Here is a 17,053-nt window from a genome sequence, read left to right on the forward strand (position 1 = left end):
ACCGGAACCAAAACGAAAAAGGGGAACTAAAATGACAAACCAAAGCAAAAAACAAGCCATGGACGGGCTGACCGCCCGGGCTGTGCGCGGCGAGATTTCGCGCCGGCAATTCACCCAGCTTGCAGCCCTCGTGCTGGCCGGCACACCGATGCTGCTGCGCTCGACCGGTGCCTTTGCGCAGGCCAAGGAGCTGGTGCTGGTCAATTGGGGTGGCGATGCCCTTACCGCTTATGACGCCGCCTACGGCCAGGCCTTCACCAAGGAAACCGGCATCACCGTCAAGATGGACGGTTCGGGCCCGACCGAAGGCGCGATCGCCGCACAGTTCAAGAGCGGCGCGCCGACCTGGGACCTTGTCGACGTCGACCCGTTCTCGGCCATCACGCTCGGCGCGCAGGGTGCGCTCGAGCCGATCGACTACGCCATCGTCGACAAGAAGAAGATGCGCGAGGGGTTCGGCTGGGAATACGCGGCGTCGACCTATTTCTTCTCCTATGTCATCGCCTATGATTCCGAGAAATACGGCAAGGACGCGCCGACCGGCATGGCCGACTTCTTCGACGTGAAGAAGTTTCCGGGCAAGCGCTCGCTCTACAAATGGGGCGTGTCGAGTTGGGAAGCAGCGCTGCTTGCAGACGGCATCGCGCCGGCCTCGCTCTACCCGCTCGACCTGAAGCGAGCGCATGACAAGATCGCCGCTTTCAAGGAAAACGTCGTGGCTTACTGGGGCGGCGGCGCCGAGAGCCAGAGCGTGCTGCTCAACGGCGAAGCCTCGATGGCGATCGTGTGGTCGACCCGCGCCTCGCTGATCGAGCAGGACTCGGGCGGCAAGATCAAGTTCATCTGGGATCAGGGCCTGATTTCGCCCGGCGCGCTGGCCGTGCTCAAGGGCAACCCCGGCCGCAAGGACGCAGCGATGAAGTTCATCGCCAGCGCCCAGGATCCGCAAAAGCAGCTGGTGATGTTCGACAAGCTCGGACAGGGTCCGGCCAATCCGGCCGCCGATGCGCTGATCCCCGCCGACAAGAAGCGCATCAACCCGGTCGATCCCGAAAACATGAAGAAGCAGATCGCGCTCGACATGGACTGGTACGCCAAGAATTACGGGGCAGCACTCGACGAATACACCAAGATCATCTCGGCCTGACCAGGCCGGGCACGAGCTTCGATGAGAGGCACCCTCTCCGACAGGATGGGCGCGGCGGTGCTGATGGCGCCGCTGCTCCTGTTCCTTGTGCTGGCCTACGCCTGGCCGTTCCTCGGCGTCGTCAAGTGGAGCGTCACCTTGCCGACACCGGGGCTCGGCCAGTATGGCGCGCTCGCCACCGATGCCCTGGTGCAGTCTGTGTTCATCCGCACGCTGCGCATCGCGCTGATCGTCACCGTGGTTTCCGTGGCGGCGGCATACGCCATCACCATGGTGTGGGTGCGCGGCAGCCCGGCACAGCGCATAATCGCTGAATTCTGCATTCTCGTCCCCTTCTGGATCTCGGTGCTGACCCGCGCCTTCGGCTGGGTGGCGCTTTTATCCAACCGCGGCCTGATCAACACCTGGCTGCAATCGATCGACTTCATCTCCGAGCCGCTGGCGCTGGTGCGCAACGAGTTCGGCGTCATCGTCGGCATGACGCATTTCCTCATTCCCTTCGCGGTGTTCCCGCTGGCCTCCGCCATGCGCAGCCTCGACGAGCGCGTGCTGCTCGCGGCGCGCGGGCTCGGCTCCAGCCGTATGCGCACCTTCTGGACCGTGTTCGTGCCGATGACGCGCTCCGGCATCATCGGTTCGGCGATGATCGTGTTCGTCTTCTCGCTCGGCTTCTTCGTCACGCCGGCGATCCTCGGCGGCGGCCGCAGCGTGATGATCGCCGAGCTGATCTATCTGCGCATCTTCCAGAGTCCCGATTGGGGACTGGGCGCGGCGATCAGCGTCGTGCTGGTGCTGTTCGTCGGCGCGCTCATGGCGCTGCTGTTCCGCTATGTCAGACCGAAGCAACTGATCTGATGCCGACCTATCGCCCCGGTCCCGTCTCGCTGATCCTCGCCGTGCTGGTGGCACTGTTCCTGCTGCTGCCGCTGCTGGCGGTCATCCCGGTGTCGCTGACGCCAAGCCGCATGCTGGCTATGCCGACGGGCGAACTGTCGCTGCGCCACTACCGCGCGCTGATCGAGGATCCGCGCTGGCTCGACGCCATCCTGCTGTCGATCCGCATCGGCATCGTCAGCAGCGTCATCTCCACCGTGCTGGCGCTGTGCTTCAGCCTTGGCGTCTGGATGTTCCAGCCGCGCTTCACGGCCACCCTTGTCGGCTTCGTGCTGTTGCCGATGGTGGTGCCGCCGGTGGTCTCGGCGATCACGCTCTACTTCCTGCTGACGTCGATCTCGGGCATGAGCTCGTTCTTTGGCTATGACACATGGCTCGGCGTCGCCATGGCGCATTCGGTGATGACGGTGCCTTTCGCCACGGTGCTGATCCTGGTCTCGCTCAGCCAGCTCGACCGCCGCATCGACCTTGCCGCGCGCGGCCTTGGCGCCGGTGTGTGGGAGCGCGCCACGCGCATCATCATGCCCAACATCAAGTTCGGCATCGTCACCGCCGCGCTGCTGTCCTTCGTGCTGTCCTGGGAAGAGATCGGCGTCACGCTGTTCATCACCTCGGTCAACGCCATCACGCTGCCGCGGCTGATGTGGATGGGCCTGCGCGACAACATCGACCCGGCGATCGCCGCGCTCTCGGTGATCCTGATCATCATCACTGTGCTGGTGCTGGCGGTGCGGACGGTGGTGGTGAAGATGCGCGGCGGGCACTGAGCCAAGGTGGCCAACAACGGCGATAGCCCAGCCGCTGTGTGAAGGGCGTTACGGACGGTAAGCGCCGGGTACATTACGCGGCGTCATGGGAAACCTGCCGCTGGTGACATTTGCCTTCGTGTCGGTGCTCGGAATGGCGGTTCCGGGACCGGACGTCGTGCTCGCCATTACCAACGGCTCCCGCTACGGTTTTCGACGCGCGTTTCTCGGCATGGCCGGCGTCGTACTGTCTGATTTCGTTCTTATCAGCATCGTCGCGCTGGGCTTCGGCGCTCTTCTGCTGGCTTCGGAATTCTATCTCTCGGCTCTCAGGATGTTCGGCGCGGGCTATCTGCTTTTCGTCGCCATCGGTACCCTGCGCACCGCGTCCCGACCTTCGTTCAACCCTAACCTTCCCGAAACACGCCATTCAGCCAAGGCACTCATTGGGCGCTGCTTCCTGGTGGCGGTCACAAATCCGGCGGCCTGGCTGCTTTTCCCCGCGATCCTGCCGCATTTTGTCCGCGTGGATGAGCCGATCGCGATCCAGTATGGCATCCTGGCCATTATCGCCGCGCTTGCCGATGTGTTTGTGCTGACGTTTTACGCAGCCCTTGGCGCGCGGGCTGCAAGGCTTCTGGCTGGGCCAAACGCCGTGTGGATCGACCGGTTGTACGGTATCGCCCTGCTTGGTCTTTCGAGCACTTTGATCCTGCAATCCCTCGGGCATCTGAGATAGTCGACACAGGACTACACAGGGCCGGATTTAGCAATCGGCCCGTAGTCAGCTTGCGAAGAATCTCGACAGCCTTGCAGCCGTGTCTTCGGGGTGCTCTTCCGGGAAGAAATGCCCACCCTTGACCGAGCCGCCTCCGACGTTATCAGCCCATTGCCGCCAGATCGCCAACGGGCCGCCCTCCTCCGCATACCAGTTCTCCAACCCGCCCTCGCCGCTCCAGAGCGCAAGCAGCGGGCATCTGATGCGACAGCCATCAGCCTGGTCCTGCGCGTCGTGCTCGCGGTCGATGCCTGCGGCGGCGCGATATTCCTCGCAGATGGCGTGGGCATGGGCGGGATCACGCAGCGCCTCGATATAGGCGGCCCTGACCTCAGCGGGAAAAGCATCTGGAGCCGAGCCCCAGCCGGCGATCGCATTGTCGACAACTGCGTCGGGTGCTGCGGACAACAGGCGCTCAGGCAGCGGTTCCGGCTGGGCGAGCAGGCTCCACGGCCAGAAGGCCAGCGCCAACCTGGCATCGGCCCGATCCCAGGCGGAGGCCGTGGGGACGATGTCGAGAACGGCGACTTTCGACACGGTTTCGGGATGGTCGAGCGCCAGCCGGTAGGCGACGCGGCCGCCACGGTCATGGCCGGCAACCGTGAAGCGGTCGAAGCCGAGAACGTCCATAACCTGCACCATGTCGCGCGCCATCGCTCGTTTGGAATAGGCGGCATGATTGGCTCCGGAAGCCGGACAGCCGCTTTGTCCGTAGCCTCTCAGATCGGCGGCAACCACGCTGAAGTGCGGCGCCAATGCCACGGCGATGTCCCGCCACATAACATGCGTTTCGGGAAAGCCATGCACGAGCAGCAGCGGCGGCCCTGAGCCACCGGCCCTGACGAAGATCGATGTCTCCTCCATTTGAACGGTCCTGGCGTCAAAGCCCGCAAACATCAGCTGCCGCCAACCATTCCGTGGCTGGAACGGATTCGCAGCACCTGGACACCCTTCGGCAATTCGATCAGGAACTCCTTGTCGCGGTCGAGATGGTGGATGCTTTGCGGATCGCCGCCGGTAAAGGCGGCCATCGCCTCGACGCTCTCCCAATAGGAGATGGTGATGAATTCCGAATGCGTCGGCGTGTCCTCGCGAAAAGTCTGCACGCCAAGCGCTTTCTCGATCAGCGGCTTGATACCAGCCTCGTAATTGTAGCGCTCATAGGCGTCGGCCCTGTCGGGCGAGGTCCTGCCGCGCCAGATGCGCGCAATGGTCGGGGTTTTCGGTGCCATCTGCGACAAACGCCTGAACGCGAGCCGCGTTCCGAACATCTCGACTGGTGGCAGCCGGATCGCGGTCCGAACCTGCGAGCAGAGGCCGGCCAAGTTGACTAGCTGTCGCGGTCAATGCACAAGGAGCCATGGTCTGAGGGCGGGACGGTGACGCATCGGTCTGCAAAACCGACGTAGTGGGTTCAATTCCCACTCAGGCCTCCACACTATCTCTTTGAAGTTGTTGGCGATCCCGACAGGATTCGAACCTGTGACCATCGGCTTAGAAGGCCGGTGCTCTATCCAGCTGAGCTACGGGACCGCTGGCCGGCATTTGATATCTTGGCCGGCTGGTGTCTATGTGCCAGGCGCTGACCGCCGGTCAATGCGTCCAGGGTATCCTGCGGTCATAGCGGAAATTTTCCGCATAGGAAATCTGCCGGCGCTTGGTCTCTTTCGGCTCCTCGACACGGAAGGCCAGCCCCTGCTTTTCGGCATAGGCCACCGCTTCTTCCCTGGTGTCGAAGGTCAGCCTGATCTGGCTCAGCATGTCGCCCGATGTGGTGTAGCCCATCAGCGGGTCGATCTTCTTGCGTTGGGCCGGATCGAATTCCAGCACCCAATGGCCGGTCTTGGCCTTGCCGGACTGCATCGCGGTTTTGGCTGGGCTGAAAATTCGCGCGGACATGGGCACCTCGTAGCTGCGTTGGCGGTAGCGCCGCCTTATTTCAGTCAATACTGTGCAACACTGCCGACGGCAAGGCCGAAGCGGCCTGCAACCAGGTCGCTTCGGCAGCGGCATAGGCTGGATACACTGGCGTAGCATCAAAAGTCATGGTCATGATGGCGACACAAAGAGGCATGGACGCAGGGATTTTGCACGCCGAGGCCGACAGCCAAGCGATTTTCGACGGCGCGATCGTGATCGGCGCCGGGGCAGCCGGCTTGACCGCAGCCCATGCGCTGCTCAAGACCGGCGTGCCTGTGATGGTGTTGGAAAAGGAAGCCCGGCTGGCCGAGCCATGGCACGGGCGGCACGAGCGACTGCATCTCAACACGCATCGCGACCTTTCGGCGCTGCCGGGCGTTTCCTTTCCTGCCGGCACCCCTGCCTTTCCGCACCGAAACACCATCATCGGCCATTTGAACGAATTCCACGCCATGCACCGGCTGCCGGTCGAGTTCGGCATCGCGGTCGAGGAGATTGGCTTCGAGGGCGACCACTGGCTTGTGCGGACCAGTGCCGGGCCGCGGCTGGCGCGCCATGTCGTCATCGCCACCGGGCGCGACCGGCAGCCCTTCATTCCGGCTTGGAAAGGCATGAAGGCCTTTGCCGGACGCATCATCCATTCGGCCGCATTCGGCGACGCCAAGGCCTATGCGGGCAAGAAAGTGCTGGTCGTCGGCGCCGGCAATTCCGGCTTCGACGTGCTCAATCACCTGGTGGCAGCCGACGCGGGACAGATCTGGCTGTCGGCGCGCAACGGTCCGGCACTGCTACCCAAGCGCCTCGGCCAGATCGCCGTCCACCGATTTTCGCCAATCCTGGCGCGGCTGCCGTTCAAGCTCGCCGATGCGGTGATGGCGGCGACGCAGCGATGGGCCTTCGGCGACCTCACGGCCTACGGCGTGCCGCCGACGCCTTCGGGCGGCGCAAGCCGGCTGGCGTCGGATTATACCGCCATCGCCACCGATGACGGCGCCGTCGATGCCATCAAGGACGGCAGGATCATCGTGCTGCCAACCGTGCGGAAATTTACCGGCGACACGGTCGTTTTCGACGATGGCGCGACGATCCAGCCCGATATCGTCATCGCCGCGACCGGCTACCGCACCGGGCTCGAGGCCATGCTGGGCAAGCTCGGCGTGCTCGACCAAAAGGGCGTGCCGCTGTTCAACGGCGCCGACAGCGACCCGAAACTGCCGGGCCTGTGGTTCACCGGCATGCGGCCAAGCATCCGCGGCTGCTTCGCCAATGCTCGCATCCAGGCCAAGGCGATCGCAGCCAGGATTGCGCGGGAGCGCAGACCGCCAAGCCCCGTTTGATGTTTTAGGGGTTGCGCGACAGGGTTCGGAACCGTATACGCCGCAGGGCCTCGGAGTGTAGCGCAGCCTGGTAGCGCATCTGGTTTGGGACCAGAGGGTCGGGAGTTCGAATCTCTCCACTCCGACCATTTTTTCCCACAAAGCCAGTCCTTGCCCAAGGTCACTCCCAAGGTCGCCAATAGCTGCCTCGCCGGTAGCGCATGGCGGCACGCATTGCCCAAGCAGCAGCCGCTCGCCGATCGGACCCTACATTGGAACACCAGTTCGCTCCGAGAGTTGTGTATGTTCAACCCAAGGAGCAAACAATGAAAACCCTTCTCATCGCCTCGATGATCGCGTTCGCCGGAACGGCGGCTTTGATCGCACCGGCGCAAGCCGCCAGTCTGACTATCCAGTCCGATGACGACGATCAATATTCGTCCGACGATGGCGATATACAGGTTCTTCGCCATCACCAGCGCCACAAAGACTATAGCGACGACTATGGCGACGACTACAGCGACAACCAGGATGGCCAATGGAGGCGCCACCACCGCCATCACCGCTGCCATATCGAACTGGTCAGGCACTGGCGCCATCACCACAGGGTCGTCGAAGAGGTCAGGGTCTGCGGCTGATCCGATCGCTTTAGACCTGCTACGGCCGAGTTGGCGGCCGGAGCACCAATCTGACCTAAAGCGCGTCGTGCTACGTGGCAGCGCATACGGTGGTCTATCTGCTGGTCCGGTATCTGGCGGCGTTGTGGGTATAAACGTAGCTCTATAGAGCGCTCTCGATATCGGTCTTCGAAAAATCGTCGCCAACATAGAGCAAGCGGCAGGCTCGATCCTTTGCCACTTCATAGGCAAAGCAATCGCCGAAATTGAGCCCGGCCGGATGAATACCCTTGCCCCATCGCCCATACGCCTCGGCTATGCGTCGGCCAGAGGCTGGTGTCACCGCCGTGACCTCGAAGCCGAGCCCGTCGATCAGGCCGGCCATTTCCTCACCGACATTGCGCCTATCCGCCACGATCAGCGCCTCGGCCACTGTGCCAGCCGAGATCAGAATATCGTCTTCGGCTTCCAGCGCCGCAATGCAGGCACTGGATTGAGGTTCGGCAAGAACGATCGCCATCAGGGCCGAGGTATCGACCACGATCATTCGGGCAGGCCATCAGCGCCATAGAGGAAATCCTGACTGCGCGCTGCATCCGGCCCGGCCTTCGCCTTGGCAGCGCCGGATGCTCGCATTGCCTCCAGCAATGCCCGGCGGCCTTTCCTGTCAGGGGCAGCCTTCACGGGAACAAGGCGCACGGCTGCATGACCATGGCGGGTCAGGATAATTTCATCCCCAGCCTCGGCACGACGCACCAGTTCGGTGAGCTGCCCCTTGGCGTCTGTAACGGATACCTGCATTGACCGCTCCTTTATGGACCATGCTCTGGTCCATATCCAAAAAGTAGACCATCTAATGGTCCATTTCAATGCAGGACGATGAGATCTTGCGGCTTGGTGAAGTCTGAATGACAGCTGGCGCGCAATCGTAGGCCTTGCGGCGATTCTATCTGAAGGTAAGCTCGCCGGGCGAGAACCCCAATCATCACTCCCGGCGAGCCTACAACCCGATCAGGAACGCGATCAGGACCGGGGTCAGCCGGCAAACGCAGTGTTGCAAGATGGATGCCAGAGGTTTCTTCTCGAAATGGGACAGGAGCGGAGTCTTCTCCTTCCACTGCCTAAACCTCGAACTCGCCCTGCCCTTCATCCATGGCGCTGACGATCTCGGCGGCGAGCGCCCTGGTGATCGGCGTCTTGCGCTCGAGCGCGGTGCGGTCGAGGCGCTCGACCACGCGCATGGCGGTGGCCAGCGAGCGCTCGATGCGGCGCACCAGATATTGCACGACATGCGGCTCGACCTCGACCTGGCGGTCGGCGAAGAGTTTGGTTATGACACCGGCCAGAAGCAAATCGTCCGGCTCATGGATCTCGACGGTTGCCGCCGCCTTCAGCCGCGAGGCAAGATCGGGCAACCTCACCCTCCAGGCGGCGGGGAAGCGCCGCGCCGTCAACAGCAAGGTGGCCCCGGCGCCGCGCACTTCATTGATGAGATGGAACAGGCCCGCCTCGTCGATGGCTGTCTTGTCGACATCGTCGATCAGCGCCGGCCTGCCGCCAAGCCCGGTGATGGCATTGCCGATGCGCTGGGCATCAACCGCCACAGCGTTGGTCCGCGCCTGCCAGATCGAACCCAGATGTGTCTTACCTGAGCCGGCCGGGCCGGCGAGCACGATCACCGGCGACGGCCAGTCCGGCCAGCGATCGACAAGGGCTGCCGCCTCGCGGTTGGTGGCCGACACCACCAGTTCGTCGCGCGAGTAGCCGGTGCCGTGGCCAAGGTCGAGCGGCAGTTGGCGCGGCGGTTCGGTCTTATGATCCGTCACGTTCAGCCGCGCGGCGACCGGTGGCCGCCGCCGCGAGCGGCGGGCAGCGGCGGGACGGGCTCGGTGGAGTGTCCCTTGTAGAGCGGCGATTCGAGATAGCGGGCAATGGCAAACCGCACCAGCACGGCAACCGCCGCCGAAGCAGGAACGGCGATCAAAAGGCCGACGAAGCCGAACAGGGCGCCGAAAGCGAACAGCGCAAACATCAGCCAGACCGGGTGCAGGCCGACGCTTTTTCCGACCAATCTGGGCTGCAGGATGTTGCCTTCGATGAACTGGCCGATGAAGAACACCACGGCGACAGCAACGATCATGGTCCAGTCCGGCCAGAACTGGACGAAGGCGACGCCGACGGCCAGGACCAGTCCGGTCAGCGAGCCGACATAAGGGATGAACGAGATCAGCCCGGCGAAGAGGCCGATGAGGATGGCGAAATTCAGCCCGGTCAGCGTCAGGCCGGTGGCATACATGCCGCCGAGCACCAGGCACAGCGTGCCCTGGCCGCGCACGAAGCCGGCGGTCGCGGTGTTGATGTCCCTGGAGATCGCCCTGACCGTCCCGACATAATCGCGCGGCACCCAGCTGTCGACGACCGCCACCATGCGATCCCAGTCGAGCAGCATGTAGAAAGCGACAACCGGAGTGACCACGAACAGGCTGACCACCGACACCAGAGCAACGCCGGAACTCCAGATCGAGGTGAAGACGGTGCTCAGCAGGCCGAAACCGGAAGTGAGCAGCGAATTCAGCCCGTCGCGCAGGCCATTGGCATTGACGCCGAATTTCTGCTCCAGCCATTTCGGATCGAAGCTGGTGATCAGCGACTGCAGCCGGGTCAGATATTCCGGCAGCTTGCTGGCGAAATCGGCCATCTGCGTGGCCAGTACCGGAACCAGGATGACGAAGGCCAGCACCAAAAGGACGATGAAGGCAATCAGGATGACCACCGTCGCCATCAGCCGGGAGAGGCCGAGGCGTTGCAGCCGGTCGGCGACCGGGTCGAGAAAATAGGCCAGCACCATGCCGGCAACGAACGGCAACAGGATGCTGGAAAAAATGTAGAGGAACAGCGCCAGGAAGATTGCCGTGCCCAGCCAGAAGAAAATCTGGCGGCGAAACGCCAGGGACGCAGCCGCCTCTGCCAGCGCGGCAGTCGCGGCATTCTTGTCAACTACCCGGGGTGGAGCCTTCGCCATAGCCGCTCATATGCCTCAGCCAAGCCACGAGATAGGCCGCGGCCGAAGCCACGGTCAAGACCCCGGACAGCAATATGAGCGCAGGCCTGAGCGGGTCGAGGTGGAGGCCAAGGGCAAGTTCGCCCAGCACCACGGCGCCAGCACGATCTGGGCGGCGGTGTTGGCCTTCGACACATAGAGCGGCTTCATCTCGACCGGATGCGCCATGACCGTGGACAAAAGCACGGCGCAGATGATCAGCGCATCGCGTGACACCATGGTCACCACCAGCCACAGCGGCAATTGCCCGATGAAGCCCATGACCACGAACACCGAGACCAGAAGCACCTTGTCGGCCATTGGATCGAGATAGGCGCCGAGTTTCGAATGCTGGTTGAAACGGCGGGCGATGAAGCCGTCAACGCCGTCGGAAATGCCGGCGACGAGAAAGCCGGCAAAGGCCCAGTCCCAGCGCATATTCAGCATCGCCAGTACGACGGCCGGAACCAGCACGAAGCGCAGGATGGTGATGAGGTTGGGAATGGTCAAAGGCATGTCCCGCCATGCTTGTTCTGCAGATAGATGATGGAGATGGATTGTGGCTGCAAGGACCAGCGGTGAAGGGGCGACTGTCCACGTATTTATCTTGGGCAAAAGCCCGGTATCCTGTCGTCATCCTTGCCCCCCGAAACCATTCATGCGAAGAGCCGCCGAGGGAAACAGGGATGCGCCGACGATGAGCAAGGGCGACCGGGCCAAGCGCAAGAACGGGCTCACCTATGCCGAGGCGGGCGTCGACATCGATGCCGGCAACCTCATGGTCGAGAAGATCAAGCCGCTGGTGCGCGCGACGCGCCGGCCGGGCGCCGATGGCGAGATCGGCGGTTTTGGCGGCCTGTTCGACCTCAAGGCGGCGGGTTTCACGGATCCGGTGCTGGTTGCCGCCAATGACGGCGTCGGCACCAAGCTGAAGATCGCCATCGATGCCGGCAAGCACGACACGATCGGCATCGACCTCGTCGCCATGTGCGTCAACGACATCGTCGTGCAGGGCGCCGAGCCACTGTTCTTCCTCGACTATTTCGCCACCGGCAAGCTCGACCCCGACCAGGGGACGGCAATCGTCGGCGGCATAGCAATCGGCTGCCGACAGGCCGGCTGCGCGCTGATCGGCGGCGAGACCGCTGAAATGCCCGGCATGTATAACGACAAGGATTACGACCTTGCCGGCTTCGCCGTCGGTGCGGCCGAACGCGGCCAGTTGCTGCCGACCGACGATATTGTCGAAGGCGACGTGCTGCTTGGGCTGGCTTCCTCGGGCCTGCATTCGAATGGCTTTTCACTGGTGCGCCGTATCGTTGCCGTCAGCGGGCTTGCCTGGAGCGATCCGGCGCCGTTCAACGACGAAGCGACGCTGGCCGAGGCGCTGCTCGAGCCGACCCGCATCTATGTGAAGTCGGTCCTCAAGGCCATCCGCAACACGCATGGCATCAAGGCACTGGCCCATATCACCGGCGGCGGCTTTCCCGAAAACATTCCGCGCGTCCTGCCCAAGGACTTTTCCGCAGAACTCGATCTCAATGCCATCGATGTGCCGCCGGTGTTTTCCTGGCTGGCGAAGACTGGCGGCGTGGCGCCGGAGGAGATGATGCGCACCTTCAACTGCGGCATCGGCATGATCCTCGTCGTCGCCTCCGGCCAGGCGGCACAGGTCGCAGCCGTGCTGCAGGAGGCCGGCGAGACTGTGACGCCGATCGGCCGCATCGTTCCGCGCCGCGACGCCGGCGTCATCTATCGGGGCTCGATCGGCCTATGAGCAGGAAACGCACGGTTGTTCTGATCTCGGGACGCGGCTCGAACATGACGGCGCTGATCGCGGCGGCGAGCGACCCGGCCTATCCCGCCGAGATCGTTGGCGTCATTTCCGACCGGGCCAACGCCGCCGGCCTCGGCATCGCGGCCGCGCGCGGTATCCCGACCAAGGTCATCGTGCGCGCCGACCATGCCAGCAAGGAAGCCCATGATGCGGCGATCGACGCCGCGCTGATTGCGTTCAACGCCGAGATCGTGGCGCTGGCCGGCTATCTGCGCATTCTCTCCCGCGGCCTGGTCGAGAAGTGGCAAGGGCGCATGCTCAACATCCACCCTGCCCTGCTGCCGGCCTTCAAAGGGCTCGATACGCATGCGCGCGCCCTGCGCGCCGGCATTCGCATTCATGGCTGCACGGTGCATTTCGTCACATCAGAGATGGATGACGGCCCGATCATCGCGCAGGCAGCGGTGCCGGTGATGGTCGGCGACAACGAAGACACGCTGGCCGCCAGAGTGCTGAAGGCCGAGCACCGGCTTTATGCGCTGGCGCTCGGGCTGGTCGCTGACGGCAAGGCGCACATGGAAGGCGGTCGCACCGTGCTGGCACATTTCGCCGACGATGCCGAAAACGGAACTTCCGTGGTGATGGCGCCCGACCCGCTGCGCGAAGAACGCGATCTCGAACATCTGGCGCGGATCACGCCGTAGGCCGACATTGGCGACACCGAGACAATTGCTCCTGCTGCGCCACGCCAAGTCGAGCTGGGACGACCCGGCGCTTGCTGATTTCGACCGGCCGCTCGGGCCGCGCGGGCTGAAGACGGCGCCGCTGATGGGGCGCGAACTGGCCCGGCGCAGTTGGCTGCCTGACCTGGCGCTGGTGTCGCCGGCGCTGCGCACGCGCGAGACATGGCGGCTGGTCTCGGCGGAACTTTCGGCGAGCGTAACGGTGGAGTTCGCCGAGGCGCTTTTCGAAGCCACGGCTGGCGACATTCTGGCCGAGGTGCAGCAGGCAGTCGCATCGGCTAGCTGTCTCCTGGTGCTCGGCCATAATCCCGGCCTGGAGGACTTTGCCCGCCGGCTCGCCGGTCCGCGATCGGGTGTGGCTGCTCTAAGGAAACTTGAAGAGAAACTCCCGACCGGCGCCCTTGCCCGCTTTGTCATCGACGGCGATTGGGCGGATCTCGGCTTCGGCGCGGCCCGGTTGACGCATTGCATCAAGCCGAAGGATATAAGCTAGACCAAGCTGCCTAACGGGCTAGCCGCAGGTGACAGCCGCAAACCGTGTTTTGAAAAGACCACGGTCAAACAAGGAGATAGGACCCGCTGCTGGCGGATTGATTCAAGATCTTTGCGGCCCGAGTCGATTGCATAAAACCAAGAGCGGTGGGCCAGGCCCACCGCTCTTTGTGGTCGTCGATTTCTCAGAAAATCAACGACCCCATATGCCCTGGCCGGATTCCGGCTGGTTCGAGTCGCCCTTGATCGTGAAATCGCCGAGGCTGGCCGGCTTGCGGATCGAGGCGGTATAACTGTGATCGATGTTGCCGGCGGGCGCTGTCACAGCAGGCTGGTTGACGCCGTCGGAGCCGTAGTGGTCGCTGCCTGCGAAAGCGGTGCCGGTGGCAAGGAGGATGGCAGCAGCGGTAAGTGCGATCTTGGTCATTTCAGGTAATCCAGATTTTTCAGTTCTGTCCGTCAAGTGGCGTGCCTTGGGAGGAATTCGCGTCGCTCGGACCACCCCGAAATGGGTGTGCGTTGCTGCCATTGCCAATCACAAAAATGTGCGAACCGAACCGTTCGGTTCGGTTTGGGAAGGCGCGAAATGGCGTAGTTGTGCTATATTCTATTCTCTAGGCGGTTCCGACCTCGCAACGCCCTCGTTGCGTTACCATTGCATCTCAAAAGGCCGTGAACCCCAGTACGTCGCGCATGTCGTATTCGCCGGGCGGCCGGCCAGAGACCCAGCGTGCTGCCGCAATGGCGCCGCGCGCGAACATCGAGCGGTCGCCGGCTGAATGCGAGAGCGTAAGCGTTTCGCCCTCACCGAGGAAGCTCACGCTGTGCTCGCCGACGATGCTGCCGCCGCGCAGCACGGCAAAGCCGATCTCGCCGGCAGGGCGTGGACCTGTAACGCCGTCGCGGATGCGTTTCGCCACATCGTCCAGCCTGACGCCATGTCCGCGAGCGGCCGCCTCGCCCAGCATCAGCGCCGTGCCCGACGGTGCGTCGACCTTCATGCGGTGATGCGCTTCCAGGATCTCGATGTCGGTGGCGGGACCAAGTGCTCGCGCCGCCTGTTCGACCAGCCCAGCCAGCATGTTGAGCCCCAGCGAGTAGCTGCCTGAGCGAACGATGGCGACGGACTTCGAAGCAGCAGCGATGGCGGCGAGATCGGCAGGTTCGAAGCCGGTCGAGCCGATGACCAGCGCCGGGCCGCCGCGGGCCGCGCAAGTCTTCGCCAATTCGATGGAGGCCGCAGGCGTGGTGAAATCGATGACGACGTCCGCAAGCGCCAGTGCTTCGTCGCGCTCGACCAGCCCCTCGCCGGCGCTGCCCGGCCTGTGAAAGCGGGCGACGAGCGCCAGCCTGGGATCGGTCTCGACGGCCAGCGCCATCTCCCTGCCCATGCGGCCGAGCGCACCGGCTATGGCTATTTTCAATGGATGCTGCATGGCGGCTTTCACTGGAAATGCGAGTCGCAACAATGATCTACCATGCCGCCCTGCCAGATTGATTCAGTCGGCGCCATGCGTCTTGAGCATCATGCCGGCGATCTCCTTGACCAGCTTGGCGGCAACCAGCGCGGTGAGATTGGAGACGTCCTGGCTTGCATTGTATTCGACGACATCGGCGCCGACGATGGGCTGGTCGATCCGCTGGATCAGGTTGATCACTTGCCGGGTTGTAAGACCACCGGGCTCGCGGTGCGACACGCCGGGCGCACAAGCCGGGTCGAGGCCGTCGAGATCGACCGAGAGATAGACCGGCGTCTTGAGATCGAGCTGCAGATCCTCGCTGAAATGCCGCGCCTCGATCATTTCGACGCCGAAGCGCTTGAGCTGGTCACGAAGCTCATCATTGAGGGTGCGCGAGCCGATCTGGATCAGCCGGTCGGCCAGCCCCTCCTCCAGGATGCGCGCGAAGGACGAGGTGTGGGACCGCCTGTTGCCCTGATAGGCATCGTAGATGTCGGGATGGGCGTCGATCTGGACGATCGTTAGCCTGGCATGGCGGCGGCGCACGGCACGCAGCACCGGCCAGGCGATGGCATGATCGCCACCGAGGCTGATCAACGGGTGGCCGGCATCCAGCGCGCGGCCGACCTCGGCCTCGATCCGCTCCCATGGACCGCCGGCGCCTGAAAAGTCGATGTCGCCGTGGTCGACGAAACTGTCCGCCACATCGAAGCCGGTTTCGCTCCACGAGCTGTGCGCGTCGCTTTTGAGTTCCCGCCGGATCAGGGCCGGCGCTGCGGCCGCGCCCTTGAGATAGGACGAGTTCTCGTCATGCGGTATTCCCAGAAGCGAAACCCTGGTCATCGGCGTGCGATCTCCGGCAACAGGCAATCTCCCTAAACCCGGCAGCTGGCTGGCGATAGCAGTGCCGCTTGGGCCAGTTGCGAAGGCGATCAGGCGTCACTTCACGATCGCGCCGCCCAGCCTTTGCCTGACGATCGCGGCGTGGAAATTCGTGCCGTGCAACAGCCCGTCATCGTTGAAGTCGTAGCTGGAATTGTGCAGCGGCGGCGAGGTCTCGCCATTGCCGAGAAAGACGAAGCAGCCCGGTACGTGATCGAGGAAGCGGGCGAAATCCTCCGAGGCGGTCATCGGCTCCGCCGCGATGCTGGCGGCGCCATAGGCCAGCACGCGCCTTGCGGCGACAAAGGCCGCGTCCACCAGGTCGGCATCGTTCTGCAGCGGCACGAATTCCCTGCTATAGGTCACGTCGGCGGTGACATTGTAGGCAGCGGCGGTGCCTGCCGCGATGACCCGCATCTGGCGCTCGATCTCGGCGCTGACCTCGGGACGAAAACTGCGGGCGTCACCGAGGATGCAGGCGAGGCCGGGCAATGCGTTGCGGGTGCCGTCGGTGATCAGCTCGGTCACCGAAACCACCGAAATGTCGGCGGGACTCAGCCGGCGCGAGACGATGGTTTGCAGATTGGTGACCAGCGCGCAGGCGGCGACCAGTGTTTCATTGCCCGAATGTGGCCGCGCCGCATGGCCGCCGATCCCCTTGAGCACGATCTCGAAATTGTCCTCCGCCGACATGAACGGGCCGGCACGGGTCTCGAAATGCCCGACGGGCAGGCCAGGCATGTTGTGCAGGCCAAAGATCTCGTCGAAGGGAAAGCGCCGCAGCAGCCCGTCGTCCAGCATCGCCAGCGCCCCCCTGCCCCATTCCTCGGCGGGCTGGAAGATGAAACGCACGGTGCCGTCGAAACCGCCCTCGGCGGCGAGCAGCTTTGCCGCGCCGAGCAGCATGGTGGTGTGGCCGTCATGGCCGCAGGCATGCATGATGCCGGGGTTCTGCGAGCGATGGGTGGTCGCGGACTGCTCGGTGATGCGCAGCGCATCCATGTCGGCCCTGAGCGCAATCGCCCGGTTGCCGCTGCCGCGCTTCAATGTGCCAACGACGCCGGTGCCGCCGACCCCCTCTGCAACATCGTCCAGCCCGAATTCGCGCAGCTTCGCGGCGACAAAGGCAGCGGTGCGCTTTTCCTCAAAGCCGAACTCGGGGTGCGCGTGCAAATCGCGCCGCCAGCCGGTCATTTCCTGCTTCAGCACATCACGATCGAGCTCAGCCATTTTCTCCCCGA

20 protein-coding genes, 3 tRNA genes and 1 pseudogene are annotated in these 17,053 nt (G+C 63.7%); 11 read left to right on the forward strand and 13 right to left on the reverse strand.

Features of this window, described 5'->3' with window-relative positions:
* Nucleotides 1-31: 31 nt before the first annotated feature.
* From X733_RS147795 to X733_RS147780, 4 genes are all read left to right on the forward strand, one after another.
* Nucleotides 32-1,147 carry an ABC transporter substrate-binding protein gene (locus X733_RS147795; RefSeq protein WP_023819146.1) on the forward strand — a complete coding sequence of 372 codons (1,116 nt, stop codon included), beginning with the start codon at nt 32-34 and terminating at the stop codon, nt 1,145-1,147.
* A 21-nt stretch (nt 1,148-1,168) separates the two neighbouring features.
* Nucleotides 1,169-2,002, forward strand: coding sequence for an ABC transporter permease (locus X733_RS147790; protein WP_023701874.1), 834 nt, complete (start codon nt 1,169-1,171; stop codon nt 2,000-2,002).
* On the forward strand, nt 2,002-2,808 hold the full coding sequence (locus X733_RS147785; RefSeq protein ID WP_023689053.1) for an ABC transporter permease: 807 nt from the start codon (nt 2,002-2,004) through the stop codon (nt 2,806-2,808). The genes X733_RS147790 and X733_RS147785 overlap by 1 nt, the downstream gene beginning before the upstream one ends.
* Nucleotides 2,809-2,893: 85 nt before the next feature.
* Entirely contained in the window at nt 2,894-3,526 is a 633-nt protein-coding gene (locus X733_RS147780; protein WP_023705218.1) for a LysE family translocator, read from the forward strand.
* 45 nt (nt 3,527-3,571) lie between these two features.
* Here the strand turns inward: X733_RS147780 and X733_RS147775 are convergent, their stop codons facing one another.
* Both X733_RS147775 and X733_RS147770 read right to left on the reverse strand, forming a co-directional pair.
* Nucleotides 3,572-4,429 (reverse strand): alpha/beta hydrolase, encoded by an 858-nt coding sequence (locus X733_RS147775; RefSeq protein WP_245260822.1) that lies wholly within the window; start codon nt 4,427-4,429, stop codon nt 3,572-3,574.
* Nucleotides 4,430-4,461: 32 nt separating this feature from the next.
* A complete protein-coding gene (locus X733_RS147770) occupies nt 4,462-4,797 on the reverse strand; it encodes a hypothetical protein (RefSeq protein WP_031193516.1) in 336 nt (111 codons plus the stop codon).
* Between the two features lie 130 nt (nt 4,798-4,927).
* Here X733_RS147770 and X733_RS147765 point away from each other — a divergent pair.
* A tRNA-Cys gene (locus X733_RS147765) sits at nt 4,928-5,001 on the forward strand.
* Between the two features lie 20 nt (nt 5,002-5,021).
* Here X733_RS147765 and X733_RS147760 read toward each other — a convergent pair.
* A tRNA-Arg gene (locus tag X733_RS147760) sits at nt 5,022-5,098 on the reverse strand.
* A gap of 60 nt (nt 5,099-5,158) precedes the next feature.
* Nucleotides 5,159-5,464: an ETC complex I subunit gene (locus X733_RS147755; protein ID WP_023670294.1), complete on the reverse strand. Its 306-nt coding sequence runs from the start codon at nt 5,462-5,464 to the stop codon at nt 5,159-5,161.
* Nucleotides 5,465-5,637: 173 nt separating this feature from the next.
* On the opposite strand from X733_RS147755, the gene X733_RS147750 reads away from it, so the two are divergent.
* The 3 genes from X733_RS147750 to X733_RS147740 all read left to right on the forward strand — a co-directional run bounded on the left by X733_RS147750 (nt 5,638) and on the right by X733_RS147740 (nt 7,439).
* On the forward strand, nt 5,638-6,822 hold the full coding sequence (locus X733_RS147750) for an NAD(P)/FAD-dependent oxidoreductase (protein ID WP_023733906.1): 1,185 nt from the start codon (nt 5,638-5,640) through the stop codon (nt 6,820-6,822).
* Nucleotides 6,823-6,873: 51 nt separating this feature from the next.
* A tRNA-Pro gene (locus X733_RS147745) sits at nt 6,874-6,950 on the forward strand.
* Between the two features lie 177 nt (nt 6,951-7,127).
* Nucleotides 7,128-7,439 carry a hypothetical protein gene (locus X733_RS147740; protein ID WP_023684765.1) on the forward strand — a complete coding sequence of 104 codons (312 nt, stop codon included), beginning with the start codon at nt 7,128-7,130 and terminating at the stop codon, nt 7,437-7,439.
* 142 nt (nt 7,440-7,581) lie between these two features.
* Here X733_RS147740 and X733_RS147735 read toward each other — a convergent pair whose 3' ends face one another.
* The 5 genes and pseudogenes from X733_RS147735 to X733_RS01000000166345 all read right to left on the reverse strand — a co-directional run bounded on the left by X733_RS147735 (nt 7,582) and on the right by X733_RS01000000166345 (nt 10,968).
* Nucleotides 7,582-7,965, reverse strand: a complete 384-nt coding sequence (locus X733_RS147735; RefSeq protein ID WP_023819147.1) for a type II toxin-antitoxin system VapC family toxin — start codon at nt 7,963-7,965, stop codon at nt 7,582-7,584.
* A complete protein-coding gene (locus tag X733_RS147730; protein ID WP_023705316.1) occupies nt 7,962-8,219 on the reverse strand; it encodes a type II toxin-antitoxin system prevent-host-death family antitoxin in 258 nt (85 codons plus the stop codon). The genes X733_RS147735 and X733_RS147730 overlap by 4 nt, the downstream gene beginning before the upstream one ends.
* 320 nt (nt 8,220-8,539) lie before the next feature.
* Nucleotides 8,540-9,244: a DnaA regulatory inactivator HdaA gene (hdaA, locus tag X733_RS147725; RefSeq protein ID WP_023819148.1), complete on the reverse strand. Its 705-nt coding sequence runs from the start codon at nt 9,242-9,244 to the stop codon at nt 8,540-8,542.
* 2 nt (nt 9,245-9,246) lie between these two features.
* Nucleotides 9,247-10,440 (reverse strand): AI-2E family transporter, encoded by a 1,194-nt coding sequence (locus X733_RS147720; protein WP_023705318.1) that lies wholly within the window; start codon nt 10,438-10,440, stop codon nt 9,247-9,249.
* A pseudogene (locus tag X733_RS01000000166345) lies at nt 10,412-10,968 on the reverse strand (CDP-alcohol phosphatidyltransferase family protein). The gene X733_RS147720 and the pseudogene X733_RS01000000166345 overlap by 29 nt, the downstream one beginning before the upstream one ends.
* A gap of 187 nt (nt 10,969-11,155) precedes the next feature.
* Here X733_RS01000000166345 and purM point away from each other — a divergent pair.
* The 3 genes from purM to X733_RS147705 are packed head-to-tail and all read left to right on the forward strand — an operon-like array spanning nt 11,156 to nt 13,471.
* Entirely contained in the window at nt 11,156-12,235 is a 1,080-nt protein-coding gene (purM, locus tag X733_RS147715; protein ID WP_023693923.1) for a phosphoribosylformylglycinamidine cyclo-ligase, read from the forward strand.
* A complete protein-coding gene (purN, locus tag X733_RS147710) occupies nt 12,232-12,939 on the forward strand; it encodes a phosphoribosylglycinamide formyltransferase (protein ID WP_023689060.1) in 708 nt (235 codons plus the stop codon). The genes purM and purN overlap by 4 nt, the downstream gene beginning before the upstream one ends.
* A 7-nt stretch (nt 12,940-12,946) precedes the next feature.
* Complete coding sequence (locus tag X733_RS147705; RefSeq protein ID WP_023693925.1) at nt 12,947-13,471, forward strand: histidine phosphatase family protein; 525 nt, start codon at nt 12,947-12,949, stop codon at nt 13,469-13,471.
* 192 nt (nt 13,472-13,663) lie between these two features.
* On the opposite strand, the gene X733_RS147700 is transcribed toward X733_RS147705, so the two are convergent.
* The 4 genes from X733_RS147700 to X733_RS147685 form a co-directional block, all read right to left on the reverse strand.
* Entirely contained in the window at nt 13,664-13,897 is a 234-nt protein-coding gene (locus X733_RS147700) for a DUF680 domain-containing protein (protein ID WP_023684758.1), read from the reverse strand.
* A 235-nt stretch (nt 13,898-14,132) separates the two neighbouring features.
* The gene (dapB, locus tag X733_RS147695; protein WP_023819149.1) at nt 14,133-14,906 is read right to left on the reverse strand and encodes a 4-hydroxy-tetrahydrodipicolinate reductase; all 774 of its coding nucleotides are present in this window, start codon (nt 14,904-14,906) and stop codon (nt 14,133-14,135) included.
* Between the two features lie 63 nt (nt 14,907-14,969).
* Nucleotides 14,970-15,773 carry an agmatinase gene (gene speB, locus X733_RS147690; protein ID WP_023819150.1) on the reverse strand — a complete coding sequence of 268 codons (804 nt, stop codon included), beginning with the start codon at nt 15,771-15,773 and terminating at the stop codon, nt 14,970-14,972.
* 96 nt (nt 15,774-15,869) lie between these two features.
* Nucleotides 15,870-17,042 (reverse strand): amidohydrolase, encoded by a 1,173-nt coding sequence (locus X733_RS147685; protein WP_023819151.1) that lies wholly within the window; start codon nt 17,040-17,042, stop codon nt 15,870-15,872.
* Between the last annotated feature and the right edge of the window lie 11 nt (nt 17,043-17,053).

This window comes from Mesorhizobium sp. L2C066B000 (assembly GCF_000502335.1).
Classification (GTDB): domain Bacteria; phylum Pseudomonadota; class Alphaproteobacteria; order Rhizobiales; family Rhizobiaceae; genus Mesorhizobium.

Coding starts and splice junctions, on each gene's coding strand:
- X733_RS147735 (WP_023819147.1), bottom strand. CDS start 7,965: ATGATCGTGGTCGATACCTCGGCCCTGATGGCGATCGTTCTTGCCGAA.
- X733_RS147730 (WP_023705316.1), bottom strand. CDS start 8,219: ATGCAGGTATCCGTTACAGACGCCAAGGGGCAGCTCACCGAACTGGTG.
- X733_RS147750 (WP_023733906.1), top strand. CDS start 5,638: ATGGACGCAGGGATTTTGCACGCCGAGGCCGACAGCCAAGCGATTTTC.
- X733_RS147795 (WP_023819146.1), top strand. CDS start 32: ATGACAAACCAAAGCAAAAAACAAGCCATGGACGGGCTGACCGCCCGG.
- X733_RS147685 (WP_023819151.1), bottom strand. CDS start 17,042: ATGGCTGAGCTCGATCGTGATGTGCTGAAGCAGGAAATGACCGGCTGG.
- X733_RS147785 (WP_023689053.1), top strand. CDS start 2,002: ATGCCGACCTATCGCCCCGGTCCCGTCTCGCTGATCCTCGCCGTGCTG.
- speB (WP_023819150.1), bottom strand. CDS start 15,773: ATGACCAGGGTTTCGCTTCTGGGAATACCGCATGACGAGAACTCGTCC.
- purN (WP_023689060.1), top strand. CDS start 12,232: ATGAGCAGGAAACGCACGGTTGTTCTGATCTCGGGACGCGGCTCGAAC.
- X733_RS147780 (WP_023705218.1), top strand. CDS start 2,894: ATGGGAAACCTGCCGCTGGTGACATTTGCCTTCGTGTCGGTGCTCGGA.
- X733_RS147700 (WP_023684758.1), bottom strand. CDS start 13,897: ATGACCAAGATCGCACTTACCGCTGCTGCCATCCTCCTTGCCACCGGC.
- dapB (WP_023819149.1), bottom strand. CDS start 14,906: ATGCAGCATCCATTGAAAATAGCCATAGCCGGTGCGCTCGGCCGCATG.
- X733_RS147790 (WP_023701874.1), top strand. CDS start 1,169: ATGAGAGGCACCCTCTCCGACAGGATGGGCGCGGCGGTGCTGATGGCG.
- X733_RS147740 (WP_023684765.1), top strand. CDS start 7,128: ATGAAAACCCTTCTCATCGCCTCGATGATCGCGTTCGCCGGAACGGCG.
- X733_RS147775 (WP_245260822.1), bottom strand. CDS start 4,429: ATGGAGGAGACATCGATCTTCGTCAGGGCCGGTGGCTCAGGGCCGCCG.
- purM (WP_023693923.1), top strand. CDS start 11,156: ATGAGCAAGGGCGACCGGGCCAAGCGCAAGAACGGGCTCACCTATGCC.
- X733_RS147720 (WP_023705318.1), bottom strand. CDS start 10,440: ATGGCGAAGGCTCCACCCCGGGTAGTTGACAAGAATGCCGCGACTGCC.
- X733_RS147770 (WP_031193516.1), bottom strand. CDS start 4,797: ATGGCACCGAAAACCCCGACCATTGCGCGCATCTGGCGCGGCAGGACC.
- X733_RS147755 (WP_023670294.1), bottom strand. CDS start 5,464: ATGTCCGCGCGAATTTTCAGCCCAGCCAAAACCGCGATGCAGTCCGGC.